The 13,084-nt window shown below is 46.4% G+C and carries 9 protein-coding genes; 7 read left to right on the top strand and 2 right to left on the bottom strand.

The window, feature by feature from the left end:
* Position 1: 1 nt before the first annotated feature.
* From LZZ85_RS13570 to LZZ85_RS13550, 5 genes are all read left to right on the top strand, one after another.
* On the top strand, positions 2-1,018 hold the full coding sequence (locus LZZ85_RS13570) for a discoidin domain-containing protein (RefSeq protein WP_237872575.1): 1,017 nt from the start codon (positions 2-4) through the stop codon (positions 1,016-1,018).
* A 359-nt stretch (positions 1,019-1,377) separates the two neighbouring features.
* Complete coding sequence (locus LZZ85_RS13565; protein WP_237872573.1) at positions 1,378-3,549, top strand: glycoside hydrolase family 3 C-terminal domain-containing protein; 2,172 nt, start codon at positions 1,378-1,380, stop codon at positions 3,547-3,549.
* A gap of 32 nt (positions 3,550-3,581) precedes the next feature.
* Entirely contained in the window at positions 3,582-5,849 is a 2,268-nt protein-coding gene (locus tag LZZ85_RS13560; protein ID WP_237872571.1) for a GH92 family glycosyl hydrolase, read from the top strand.
* Between the two features lie 90 nt (positions 5,850-5,939).
* The gene (locus tag LZZ85_RS13555; RefSeq protein WP_237872569.1) at positions 5,940-7,367 is read left to right on the top strand and encodes a glycoside hydrolase family 125 protein; all 1,428 of its coding nucleotides are present in this window, start codon (positions 5,940-5,942) and stop codon (positions 7,365-7,367) included.
* Positions 7,368-7,369: 2 nt separating this feature from the next.
* Positions 7,370-9,382 carry a beta-mannosidase gene (locus tag LZZ85_RS13550; RefSeq protein ID WP_237872567.1) on the top strand — a complete coding sequence of 671 codons (2,013 nt, stop codon included), beginning with the start codon at positions 7,370-7,372 and terminating at the stop codon, positions 9,380-9,382.
* A gap of 186 nt (positions 9,383-9,568) precedes the next feature.
* Here the strand turns inward: LZZ85_RS13550 and LZZ85_RS13545 are convergent, their stop codons facing one another.
* The gene (locus LZZ85_RS13545; protein ID WP_237872565.1) at positions 9,569-10,249 is read right to left on the bottom strand and encodes a metal-dependent hydrolase; all 681 of its coding nucleotides are present in this window, start codon (positions 10,247-10,249) and stop codon (positions 9,569-9,571) included.
* 328 nt (positions 10,250-10,577) lie between these two features.
* On the opposite strand from LZZ85_RS13545, the gene LZZ85_RS13540 reads away from it, so the two are divergent.
* The gene (locus LZZ85_RS13540; protein ID WP_237872563.1) at positions 10,578-11,009 is read left to right on the top strand and encodes a hypothetical protein; all 432 of its coding nucleotides are present in this window, start codon (positions 10,578-10,580) and stop codon (positions 11,007-11,009) included.
* A 110-nt stretch (positions 11,010-11,119) separates the two neighbouring features.
* Here the strand turns inward: LZZ85_RS13540 and LZZ85_RS13535 are convergent, their stop codons facing one another.
* Positions 11,120-12,055 carry an NADP-dependent oxidoreductase gene (locus tag LZZ85_RS13535; RefSeq protein ID WP_237872561.1) on the bottom strand — a complete coding sequence of 312 codons (936 nt, stop codon included), beginning with the start codon at positions 12,053-12,055 and terminating at the stop codon, positions 11,120-11,122.
* 126 nt (positions 12,056-12,181) lie between these two features.
* Here LZZ85_RS13535 and LZZ85_RS13530 point away from each other — a divergent pair, with 126 nt between their 5' ends.
* The gene (locus LZZ85_RS13530) at positions 12,182-13,042 is read left to right on the top strand and encodes a helix-turn-helix domain-containing protein (RefSeq protein ID WP_237872559.1); all 861 of its coding nucleotides are present in this window, start codon (positions 12,182-12,184) and stop codon (positions 13,040-13,042) included.
* Positions 13,043-13,084 lie beyond the last annotated feature (42 nt).

The raw sequence follows: 13,084 nt of genomic DNA, 5'->3' as shown, positions 1-13,084 counted from the left end.
CATGAAAAAGATGTTTTCAAAAAATATAGTATCAGGCCTGGCAGGATGTTTTCTCCTAGCCTCGCTTGTCACGTCGTGTAAAAAAGATGAGCTTTCTTCTAGGGAAATGCTTGTTTTTCTTCAACCTGATAAGGCTGGTATTCCAACCAGAACCCAGACTGTCGCATTCGTTCATAATCCGGTTGAGGTGATCGGATCAACGAATGCGGAAGTATTTGCTTACACTTCACGTGAAGTGCCTGCAAACGTAGAGATCCAGCTTGCGGCAGATCCTTCTAAGCTGGCTGAATACAACACACTTTATGCGGCGAATTGTATTATCCTTCCCGATGCAAATTACCGGTTGGTAAATGGAAATAAATATTCAATTGCAGCGGGTTCTTCTCAGTCCGATCCGATCGCGATCGAGATCCTGAATCCCGGGCAATTGCAAAATCCCGGAGGTTACCTGTTGCCGCTGACTATTCAAAGTATCAGCAGTTCCGATAAAGGAGTTGCTGTGAGCAGTACGCATGCGACCGTTTACGTTCGGGTTACGTATGAGTTCAATAACATCGCAAGAACCCAAGCTCCTTTGACTGGCGGAACGCTGCTTTCCCGTACAGGTTGGGTATTGACCGTAAGCAATACGACTTCCGGTGCTCTCGGACCTGCAATGGTTGATGGGAACAATGCGACTGCATGGCGCTCCAGCAATAGTGCTACAGCGCTTAAATGGGTACAGGTTGATCTCGGTGCACAGCGTACCATGAAAGGTTTTCAGCTTGTGCCGAACTACGCTGCTGTCGCGGAAAATGCAACCCGCATGACCGTATCCACCAGCAATGATAATATCACCTGGACCGTCCAGGGTGTATGGAATGGCACAGGTCCTGCCACCACATCATCGGCTACCAACCCCGATCTTAAGGGCGTGAATTTCGCGTCGCCGGTTGCTGCCCGTTACTTCCGGCTGGATATTAACGCGCAGACAAGTGGGAACAGAGTGGGGATTGGGGAGTTGAATGTAGTGCAGTAAAGAGACGATGGCTGATGACCGATGGCAGATGGCCGAAACAGATTCTCGATGACCGGGGTGCCTTTTCGCATCTGGCCCTCCTGAAATTAATTAATCATTTTTTCAACTGTAGGACACCTTTTTCGGCCATCTGCCATCGGTCATCAGCCATCTAACAACTGTAGTTCATTAACAGGATAAGATTAGATCAATCGTTCTCATGTGCAGTTTCTCGGGTTAACTCGCCTGTTCCAGCAGTGCCGGTTAACCCTTTTTTTTAGTTACAGGGTATATGAATACCTTGCGCGAAATAGTAGGGTGGTTTGCGATTTCAATAGTAAGTTTATACCCGCAGAAATGATCATTGAATTTTTATAGAAATGAAGAAACAAATTCTTGCCACAGGCCTTTTATCAGTAGCATTATCGTATAATTCGTTGAATGCGCAGGTGACACCAGTGTTCCGGGATGGTCGCGCAACGATCGAACAGCGTGCAGCAAACCTTTTGTCGCAGCTGACACTTGAAGAAAAAATTGCATTGCTGGGCTACCAGAGCAAGCCGGTTGAACGGCTGGGTATACCAGCCTATAACTGGTGGAATGAAGCTCTTCATGGTGTGGCGCGTGCCGGCCAGGCAACGGTATTTCCACAGGCCATCGGAATGGCCGCAAGTTTCGATAATGAGCTGATGAAAGAAGTAGCAGATGTCATCTCCACGGAAGCCCGCGCCAAGTACAACCTTGCGGTGGCTAAAGACAGACGGTTGCAATACATGGGCCTCACTTTCTGGTCTCCCAATATCAATATCTTCCGTGACCCACGGTGGGGCCGCGGCCAGGAGACCTATGGCGAAGACCCGTTTCTCACAGCATCTATGGGTACCGCTTTTGTGAAGGGTTTACAGGGAAGCGACCCGGTTTATCTCAAAACATCTGCCTGCGCCAAACACTTCGCCGTACACAGCGGACCTGAAGCTGGTCGCCATACCTTCAATGCGATCGTAAGTGATAAAGACATGCGCGAGACCTATCTCTACGCATTCAAACGCCTCGTTGATTCCGGTGTGGAGTCCGTCATGTGTGCATACAACCGGGTAAATGATCAGCCATGCTGTACCGGCAATACATTGCTGAAAGATATCCTGCGGAATGAATGGAAGTTCAAAGGTCATGTGGTCACTGACTGCTGGGCACTGGAGGATATCTGGCTTCGGCATAAAGTTCTTCCGAATAGTGTGGTAACTGCTGCAGAAGCGATCAAAGCAGGTGTCAACCTCGATTGCAGTAATCTCCTGCAGGATGATGTCATGAAAGCGATCGAACAAAAACTGCTGACAGAGAAAGAGATCAATGATGCCTTATTGCCTCAGCTTCGTACACAATTGAAGCTTGGCTTCTATGATCCGAAAGAGAAGATCCCTTTTAGCTCTTTTGGAGCCGACAGTATTTCGAATGCCTATCACATGGCCCTTGCGCGCAAAATGGCGGCGGGATCTATTGTATTATTAAAGAATGATAAAAATATTCTTCCGCTTGGGAAAGATCAGTACCCTGCCATCATGGTCGCAGGACCGGTTGCTGCATCGCTCGATGCATTACTTGGCAATTACCATGGAGTGTCGGCGAAGGCGGTGAATTTTGTAGAAGGGATCACGGCGGCGGTTGATCCGGGAACCCGTGTCGAATATGATCAGGGATCAGACTTTACCGATACAACTAATTTCGGAGGTACCTGGGCAGCCGGTAATGCAGACATTACCATTGCATTTGTTGGTTTTACACCGGTGTATGAAGGAGAGGAGGGAGATGCATTCCTTGCACCGGGGAAAGGCGATCGTAAAGATATCAGCCTGCCCGCTTCGCATATCGCTTACATCAAGGCATTACGCAAGAATAATAAAAAGCCGATCGTTGCGGTGGTGACGGGCGGTAGCGCTGTAGATCTGACATCGATTGAACCTTATGTAGACGCCATTCTGTTCGCCTGGTATCCGGGAGAGCAGGGCGGTAATGCACTGGCTGATGTTTTGTTTGGCAAAACATCTCCCGGCGGACGTCTGCCGGTTACGTTTTATGAATCCTTCTCTGATCTGCCCGACTATGCCGGCTATGCGATGAAAGGCCGCACTTATCGTTATTTTGATGGCAAAGTTCAGTATCCTTTCGGATACGGATTGTCCTATACAAGCTTCAGCTACGAATGGAAACAGCAGCCTGCTGCGATCAGATCAACAAAGGATACGATCTCTTTTTCTGTATCAGTAATAAATACCGGAAAGATCAATGCCGATGAAGTGGCGCAGGTCTATATCAGTTATCCTAACCTTCCGGATATGCCTGTAAAAGAATTGAAGGCTTTCAAAAAAATAACGGTAAATGCGGGTGGAGAACAAACAGTACAATTCCGTGTGCCGGTGGCTGAACTGCAGAAATGGGATACGCCAACCAGGAACTGGAAACTCTATCCAGGGAATTACACGATCACGATCGGCAGCCACGCACAGGATAAAAAACTGAGCGCTTCCCTGAACGTTAAAGCTGGTATTAAATAACAAGCAATTCCCCCAAGATCGAACGAATAAATATGAAACGATTTTTCTTTTTTATGACCACCATTGCTGCGGCTTTCTCTTCCTGTCAGCAAAAAGAAGTGAGTACCGAAGCTGCTGGCGAATATGTCCGTTATGTTGATCCGTTTATCGGAACGGCCTCGCATGGACACGTATTCCTGGGAGCAAATGTGCCGTTTGGCGCCGTACAACTCGGCCCTGTGAATATGACAGAAGGGTGGGACTGGTGCTCTGGTTATAACTATGCCGATTCAGTCGTGATAGGTTTTTCACACACACATCTTAGCGGAACGGGTATCGGGGATCTTGGCGATATCATGCTGATGCCTGTGTCTGGCTCCATAGATTCTCTTTACTCTTACGGAAGAGTAAGGCCGCGTCCCGGATACTTCTCTCTTTACTCACATGATGAGGAAAAAGCGGAACCGGGTTACTATTCCGTAAAACTGAAACGCTATAATGTGCTGGCGGAAATGACCACCACTCAACGTGTCGGTTTTCACCAGTATCATTTCCCTCAGAAAGATACAGCCAGTATCGTGGTAGATCTTGAATCCGGCATTGGTTGGGATATGCCGGTGGCAACTTCTCTTACCCTGGTGAATGACACCACCATTACCGGCACACGCCGCTCCAAAGGCTGGGCGGTGGATCAGCAGATCTTTTTTACTGCGCATCTATCCGCGCCTGTAAAAAAGATCTCTTTGTATGACAGTACTGAGGCGTTGACCGGCAGTACTGCTTCAGGAAGGAAGCTGAGAGCCGTGCTTCAGTTTGGTCAGGTAACTGATGCGGTAAAAGTGAAAGTGGGTATTTCTCCCGTTTCTATAGAAAATGCTGCCGGTAATATCCAGGCAGAATTACCCGGTTGGGATTTTGCTGCTACCAGGAAACAGGCAAACCAGCAATGGGAAAATGAACTGGCAAGGATAAAAGTAAAGACAAAAGACACTGCACGCCTTCGTACTTTCTATACGTCTTTGTATCATACAATGATCGCACCGTCTACCTTCAATGATCATAATGGTGATTACAGGGGGACCGATGGTAAGATCTATAAAGCGGCTGGTTTTACTAACCTTACTACCTTTTCTTTGTGGGATACCTATCGCGCGGCAAATCCTTTGTATACATTGATGCAGCCTGACCGGGTAAATGATATGATCAGTTCCATGCTTGCGATCTATCAGCAGCAGGGGCGATTGCCGGTATGGCATCTGGTGGGAAATGAAACGAATACTATGCCCGGAAACAGTTCCGTGCAGGTAGTGGCTGATGCCTATCTGAAAGGGTTCCGGGGATTTGATACAATGCTCGCATGGGAGGCGGTGAAAGCAACGCAAATGCAGGACGCCCGCGGAATGTCATTTGTGAAAAAGAATGGATACATCCCGGCAGACAGCATTGTTGAATCTGTCGCAATGGGACTCGAATATGCGATCAGTGATTGGGGTGTTGCACAAATGGCAAAGAAAATGGGCCTCGAAAAAGATTATCAATACTTCAGCATACGTGCATTGAACTATGAGAAGTATTTTGATACATCGATCCGTTTTGTAAGAGGCCGTGTTTCTGCAGATAAATGGCGTACGCCATTCAGCCCGCTGGAAGCCCGCCACATGCGTGATGATTTTGCAGAGGGAAACTCCTGGCAGTATTCCTGGATGATCCCGCATGATGTGGAAGGACTGGTCCGCCTGATGGGCGGTGTAGACGCGTTCAATAACAAGCTTGATTCCCTGTTCACGCTTAAAGGAGACATGGGGCAACATGCTTCCGCAGATATCACAGGCCTGATCGGCCAGTATGCGCATGGTAATGAACCAAGTCATCATGTTGCTTATCTGTCAATGTACACCGGCCAGCCATGGAAAACGGCTGATCGTATCAGGTATATTGTCGACAGTCTCTATTCTGATAAATACGATGGTCTTTGCGGTAATGAAGACGTTGGCCAAATGTCTGCATGGTATGTGTTATCTTCTCTTGGCTTTTACCAGGTGAATCCTTCCAATGGAAAGTTTGTATTTGGTAGCCCGGTAATGGACGAAGCGATCATTCAGACAGGAAAGAATACTACTCTCCGGATCGAAGTGAAGAACAATAGCCCGGTCAATAAATATATTCAGTCGATCCAGTGGAATGACAAACCTTATGAACGTTCCTGGATGAGCTACCGCGACATGATGAATGGCGGAAAGCTGGTCATAGAAATGGGGCCGACACCTTCCACGGTTTGGGGTGTTGCTCCGTCTTACTGGCCTACTTCGTCTGTTGAGTAGGCGGGAGATGGGGGAAGTTTGAGAGGAACCTAAGGAGCGAACCCTATAGTTACAAACAAAACCGACTTAACAACCACATCAATTGTTCATATGACTACAAGAAAAACATTTATTCAGCAGATGGGGTTGCTGACTACCGTAGCAGTAGCGCAACCGTCAAAGCTGTGGGCGGCTTCCAATGAATTCGAATCAAAACGACCACCGCTTGCACAAAGACATTTTACGAGCGAAGCGGTGGAGGCAATGATCAAAAAGATCAAATCGGGGATCAGCAACCCCGAACTGGGTTGGTTGTTTGAAAACTGTTTTCCCAATACATTGGATACAACAGTTGATTTTTCTGTACAGAACGGCAAGCCTGATACGTATGTTATCACCGGAGATATAGATGCGATGTGGCTGCGCGACAGCACGGCGCAGGTGTGGCCTTACCTGCCATTGATGAAAACTGATCCGAAGTTGCAGCAGTTGGTCGCAGGAGTGATCAACCGCCAGGTAAAGAATATCCACCTTGATCCGTACACCAATGCGTTTTATAAAGATGGCTCGCAGGTGAGTGAATGGAAGCATACCGATATCACGGATATGAAGCCGGGTGTACATGAGCGCAAGTGGGAGATCGATTCACTTTGTTATCCGATCCGCCTGGCATATCACTACTGGAAGATCACAGGCGATACTATTCCGTTCGATGCTGCGTGGAAGGAATCGATCGTATTAACGGTGAAGACATTTAAAGAACAGCAACGGAAAGACGGCAATGGTCCATACACTTTTCAACGGACTACTTTCTGGGCTACAGACGGTGTGCCGTTGAGTGGCTATGGTTACCCGGTGAAGCCGGTTGGATTGATCTGTTCTATTTTCCGCCCAAGTGATGATGCGACGATCTTTCCCTTCCTGATCCCATCCAATTTCTTTGCGGTAGTGTCCCTGAAACAAGCGGCAGAAATGTTGAACGCTATCCATAAAGACCAGGCATTGGCAAAAGAATGCACTGCACTGGCGCAAGAAGTGTCTGCAGCACTGAAACAATATGCCACTGCAACGCATCCGAAGTTTGGTAAAATATACGCCTTTGAAGTGAACGGATACGGGAGTTTTAACCTGATGGATGACGCGAACGTTCCTTCATTATTATCGATGCCTTATCTGGGTTCAGTAAATTCCAGCGATCCGGTCTACCAGAATACGCGACGCTATGTGTGGTCATCTGAAAATCCTTTCTTCTTTAAAGGAAGCGCAGGCGAAGGGATCGGTGGGCCGCATGCAGGGATGGACATGATCTGGCCAATGAGCATCATCATGCGCGGGCTGACAACTACCAATCCCGCGGAGATCAAACAGTGCATTACCTGGTTGCAGGCAACGCATGGCGGAACAGGATTTATGCATGAATCATTTCATAAAAATGACCCGGCGAAATTTACCCGTAAATGGTTTGCCTGGGCAAATACATTATTCGGAGAACTGATCATGAATGTCTATCAGAAACACCCACAACTGTTAAATAAATAAGGATGAAAGCTGATCTTAAAAATATAGCCGCTGCTGTTGCTGGAACCTTCCTGGCATTGACCGCTGCGGCACAGGTAAATTCCATAGCCATCACAAAAGGCTGGCAATTCCGGGAAGCAGATGAGGCCCGCTGGTATCCCGCTAAAGTGCCCGGCGAAGTACACACAGATCTTTTAGCCAATAAACTGATCGGCGATCCTTTTTACAGGGATAATGAAAAGAAATTGCAATGGATAGAGCGGGAGGACTGGGAGTATAAAACATCGTTCGTTGTGCCTCCGGCTGCTTTGTCTAAAAAGCAAGCTGAGCTCGTCTTTGACGGGCTGGATACCTATGCAGATGTGTATGTTAACGGAAAGCTGGCTCTTTCTGCGGATAATATGTTCCGCCAGTGGCGCGTTGATGCGAGATCATTATTAAAAGCAGGCGCAAATGACCTTCGTGTTGTTTTCAGATCCGCACAGAATATTGTCGATTCATTTGCAAAGGCTGACCTGCCTTACGTGATCCCGGATAATCCCCGCGCTTATGTACGTAAAGCCCAGTTTCATTTTGGCTGGGATTGGGGACCAAAGTTCACGACCTGCGGCATCTGGAAAGATGTGCGTCTCGAATACTTTGATGAAAAGCCGGCAGAAAAGCCATTCGTTCCTCCAGTAAAAGTTGAGCTGGTGGAAAAGCCGGATGAGAAAGGAACGTCCTTCTATTTTGCAATAGATGGTAAGCCTGTGTATATGAAGGGGGCTAACTATATTCCTTCTGACGCTTTTGTTACAAGAATGACCAGGGATGACTATCGTAAGATGCTGATGATGGCGAAAGATGCCAACATGAATATGCTGCGTGTTTGGGGCGGGGGTATCTACGAAAATGATTATTTCTATGACCTTTGCGACTCATTAGGGATCTATGTCTGGCAGGATTTTATGTTTGCCGGAACAATGATACCCGGAGACGAAGCTTTTTTCAAAAATGTGAAAGAAGAAGTATTTCAACAGGTGAAGCGTCTGCGTCATCATAAATCCATTGTCCTGTGGTGTGGGAATAATGAAGATGAAGAAGCCTTTTTCAAATGGGGATGGCATAGCTCATTCCGCATTTCAAAGTCGGACTCAGTGAAATTATGGAAAGATTATACAAGAATGTTCCGGGATAGCATACCGAAATGGTTAAAAGAAGTAGATCCGAGCCGTCCATACATCAGCAGCTCGCCCCGCTATCACTGGAGTCAGTCTCAGAGTCTGACAGAAGGAGACAGTCATTACTGGGGTACCTGGTGGGGAGGTGAAGACTTTGAAGTGTTCGAGAAGAATACGGGGCGTTTTATCAGCGAATATGGTATGCAGGCCATGCCGGACTATAGCAGTATTGAGGCGATCACGCAACCTCAGGACCGTTATCTCTTCTCTGATGTGTTACGGAATCATCAACGCGCCGGTAATGGATTCAAAAAACTGGAAGGGTATCTGAAAAAATATATGATCGATTCTGCAGTGATCAATCATCTCAGCGTAGAAGATTATGTGTATCTCACCCAGTGTGTGCAGTATTATGGCTTCAAGAATATGATCCTGATGCACCGCAGCAAGTCTCCTTACAATATGGGTACGCTGCTTTGGCAATTGAATGATTGCTGGCCGGTTGCCAGTTGGAGTATTACGAACTACTACGACCGTAAACCCAAAGCTGCATGGTATGCGGTGAAACACACGTATGATGATGCAAATCTGCCAGCAAGAGATAAAGGCTATCCGAAAGATCTTGAGCTTAAAGATCCGGCAGTAAAGTGGAGATGGGTGGGTAGTGAGTTAGTGCTGACGGCCTCTTCATTTGCAAAATATGTGTTCGTGGATATACCTGGATTGAAAGGAAAGCTGAGCGATAACTACTTTGATCTTGAACCGGGAGTTGAAAAGAGGGTCCGGGTAGAAGGTGCAGTGTCTGCGAAGCCTTCCGCGGTCAGGATCAAAACCCTGTATGATGTCCGTGCAGCGGCTTCAAAGCTGAAGAAGTAGCAGGCTGATTTTGGAAGCGATAAACCCTTTTGAGGGTGCCATATAAGCGACTTCGTGATTGTACAATAGAGACCCCGTGGGGGTCTTTATTGTTTTAAGGGAGTTCTGATCCCAAAAGAGAAGCGTCACATTAAAAAAAAGAAAGCTCTTGAAGGAGCTTTCTTTTTTTTAATTGCAGGAGACCGATCAGATCTCAATAGTTTCTCCGATTCCAGGCAGAGACAGTTGCAGTCCTGCATTTTCAAAAGCCTGTTTTGCTTTTGCAGGATCCAGTTTAATGAAGCCGAATGTGTCATAGTGTACACCAACCACTTTCTTCACTTTTACGAAACCTGCGGCTGTGATCGCTTCCTGTATGCCCATCGTCAGACGGTCGCCGATGGGGAAGACAGCAAAGTCGGGTTGAATAAATTCAGGGATCAGCTTCATGTCCATTGTAAGTCCCGTATCACCGCTATAGTAAAAGCTCCCGTCTTTGGTTTCAAACACGTATCCGCAGGCAATACCGGCATAACTGCCGTCAGGAAAGCTGCTGGAATGAACGGCGGTCACGCATTTTACTTTGCCGAAATCAAATTGAGCCATGCCACCAGGATTGATCGGCTGAACGTTCTGCAAGCCCTGTTTACTGAAATAATCATATACTTCCCAAACCCCCAATACAAGTGCGCCCGTTCTTTTTGCGATAGCAACAACGTCCAGTATATGATCAAAGTGGCCGTGAGATACAAAAATATAATCAGCCTCAATGTTATTAATGTCTATATCCTTTGCCAGTTCGTTGCCGGTAATGAATGGGTCGAATAAGATTGTTTTGCCGCCGGCTTTTACGGAGAAGCAGGAATGGCCAAAATAAGAGAGTTGCATAATGTCTGTTTTAGGTTAGAGATGATATCTTTCAGAGAATTTTGTGCAGATGCAAATAAAGCAAACTTTCTTACGCTAAAGCAGCGGATCGTTGTTTTGTTCGTGCAAAAACTTGTCAGATCCGTTCCTGCGGATCTGCCCGCCACTAATGTGGAAATAAATCCTCTTCGTGCTTATATTATTCACTTCCCGCCACATAAAGTGTATCATAAACTGACTAAGGAGCAGTAATCATACCGTTAATGTAACGGCCTTCTTTTTGTACACTTTGTCAGGTATTCCTGTAGGTATCGATCATCTGCAGATTATTCACAAAAAAAACGATCTCATGAAACATGCTACAGATACATCCGGTGAAATACTGGATTTTGATTTTTCAAGACCAGGTGTGCCATCCACAGCTGAATCGTTGCATCCGGTGCTGACGAAGCAGGAGAACCATTATCTGGCTTCCTGGACTACGGAGATGGGAGCGGAGATCTCGGGTAGTGGCGACACGCCGGAAATTGCTTTGCAGAAATGGGATGAGGCTTTGCAACAACATCTCCTGAAAACAAATACCCAGAAAAAATTGTCGGATGAACTTGCCGCCCTTGCTGAAAAAAGACAGAACGCTTCCGGCGATGCGCGTAAAGCTGAAGATACAGAGGATGTAAAGGAAGGATTGCCCATCAGAAGCGAGATCAACCCGGAAAACACCGTCGAAAAAAAGCCGAGAGAACATACGGCGGATGATAGTAATCAGAATGGAAGCGAATGAGTGAAAAGTAAAAGCTCAAAAGTAAAAAGTGAAAAGATCAGGTTTAAAAGCAGGAGATCTGTTTCGATCAGCGCAACTGATTTTTTTACTTTTTACTTTTGAATTTTCAGTTACAAAGTGACCACCACTTTCCCAACTGTTCTTCCGGACTCGACCAGGTCATGTGCTTTTCCGATTTCCTCAAATGAAAATGTTTGCGGTACATGTGCTTTGATTTTTCCGGTTTCAAGTAATCCTGCAATAGCCTTCATGTCGTCGCCATTTGATTCCACCATAAAAAAGAAACCATTCACCCCTTTCGCCTTTGCTTTTGAAGTCACATCTTCGCTTAGTCCGGATGGAATGCTGATGAGTATGCCGCCTGGTTTTGCAACTTCCAGTGAGTTGTCAATATTATTGCCGCCAACAGCGTCAAGAATAAAGTCAAATTCTTTATCGCTGTTCTTCCAGTCATAACCGTGATAATCGATATGATCATCTGCCCCCAATCCTACTACAAATGATTTGTTTTTTGCAGAAGATGTGCCCGTTACATGAGCACCGATAAGTTTGGCGAGCTGAACAGCGAAATGACCGACACCACCCGCCGCCGCATGGATCAACACCTTTTGTCCCGCCTGAACATTTGCCTTATGCGTAAGCGCCTGGTAGGCCGTCAATGCAGCAAGTGTAGCGGCAGCAGCCTGTTCGTGTGGAATATTTGCCGGTTTTATTGCCAGATGTGACGCAGGTGCTGCAACAAATTCGGCATACGCTTTACCATGGCCGGGAAAATTGACCATCCCGAATACTTCATCACCTTCCTTGAATTTTGACGATTGACTTTCCGTTACAATGCCGGAAATATCCCAGCCAAGTATCAGCGGTTGCTGTTCCTTTATACGGCCGTATACACCTTTGCCACTGCGGGATTTTACGTCAACCGGATTTATGCTGATGGCTTTCACCTGCACTAGTACTTCGTCTGTATTTAACGCGGGCTTTGCTATTTCTTCAATGCGGAGACGGTCTGTCCCTCCTGGTTCTGTTAAAACAATTGCTTTCATGATGATTAAGTTATAAGGTCAAAATTATACTGTCTATTGGTTTATTTTATGGTATAACTTTGACAAAAAATGGTATTTTCGCGTATTGCAGATCTTTCCGGATAGTCATCTGTTCAATCAAAAAACATGCAGAAAGAAAATCTTTACGAGCCTTTTTCCGTGGCATATGAAACGCTGAATGAGGGTCCCGAGCGCGCGCATCAGCACAGTTTTTTTGAACTGGTGTATATCGTTTCGGGTAAAGGGGTGCAATGTATCAATAAGAATAATTTTGATTACCGGGAAGGTCACATGTTCCTGATCACTCCGGAAGATTGTCATTCTTTCAAAGTGCACGAGCCTACTACTTTCTTTTATCTGCGCTTCAATAATATCTATCTCAAAGATGCCGGGCTGATAAAAGATAATATCCAGCGGCTTGAATTCATTTTACAGAATGCAAATCACCGCCCGGGTTGTATTCTTCGCAACCAGGTAGACAAGCAGCTTGTCCGTCCCATGGTGGAAGCCATCATCAGGGAGTATGTTAATCGTGACATCTACAACCGGGAACTGATCCAGCAACTGGTAAATACAATGATCATCGTTGTTGCGCGGAATATTGCACTCTATCAGCAGTTGGATGTCACGGAACAGACAGAAGAAAAAGCAATGGATATTCTGCATTATATCCAGGCAAACATTTATGACCCCAATAAACTGAGAGGAGAGAATATCAGTCGCGAGTTTAACATCTCATCGGCTTATCTGAGCCGCTACTTCAAGCAGCATACCGGCGAAACCATGCAGCAATATATTGCCGGGTACAAAACAAAGCTCATTCAGCACAGGCTGCAGCACAGCGATAAACGTATCAATGAAATTGCGAGCGAATTCAACTTCACGGACGAAAGCCATTTTAATAAGTACTTCAAAGCGCAGTTCGGGCAAACGCCGGGAGAGTACAGGAGACAAATGCCTGGTGGGGCGAGAAGGGAGAGCGTTTGAATTGAGTTGCGTAAGGCCCGCTCTAAATCTCCTCGAAGGGAG

It is taken from the genome of Terrimonas ginsenosidimutans (assembly GCF_022012415.1).
GTDB classification, from domain to species: domain Bacteria; phylum Bacteroidota; class Bacteroidia; order Chitinophagales; family Chitinophagaceae; genus Terrimonas_A; species Terrimonas_A ginsenosidimutans.
The sequence above is the reverse complement of the archived record's forward strand: the minus strand, read 5'-3'. Positions and strand labels throughout refer to the sequence as shown.

Bases quoted from the DNA above. Each gene is read 5' to 3' on its own strand.
- LZZ85_RS13570 (WP_237872575.1), top strand. From the start codon at position 2: ATGAAAAAGATGTTTTCAAAAAATATAGTATCAGGCCTGGCAGGATGT.
- LZZ85_RS13565 (WP_237872573.1), top strand. From the start codon at position 1,378: ATGAAGAAACAAATTCTTGCCACAGGCCTTTTATCAGTAGCATTATCG.
- LZZ85_RS13560 (WP_237872571.1), top strand. From the start codon at position 3,582: ATGAAACGATTTTTCTTTTTTATGACCACCATTGCTGCGGCTTTCTCT.
- LZZ85_RS13555 (WP_237872569.1), top strand. From the start codon at position 5,940: ATGACTACAAGAAAAACATTTATTCAGCAGATGGGGTTGCTGACTACC.
- LZZ85_RS13550 (WP_237872567.1), top strand. From the start codon at position 7,370: ATGAAAGCTGATCTTAAAAATATAGCCGCTGCTGTTGCTGGAACCTTC.
- LZZ85_RS13545 (WP_237872565.1), bottom strand. From the start codon at position 10,249: ATGCAACTCTCTTATTTTGGCCATTCCTGCTTCTCCGTAAAAGCCGGC.
- LZZ85_RS13540 (WP_237872563.1), top strand. From the start codon at position 10,578: ATGAAACATGCTACAGATACATCCGGTGAAATACTGGATTTTGATTTT.
- LZZ85_RS13535 (WP_237872561.1), bottom strand. From the start codon at position 12,055: ATGAAAGCAATTGTTTTAACAGAACCAGGAGGGACAGACCGTCTCCGC.
- LZZ85_RS13530 (WP_237872559.1), top strand. From the start codon at position 12,182: ATGCAGAAAGAAAATCTTTACGAGCCTTTTTCCGTGGCATATGAAACG.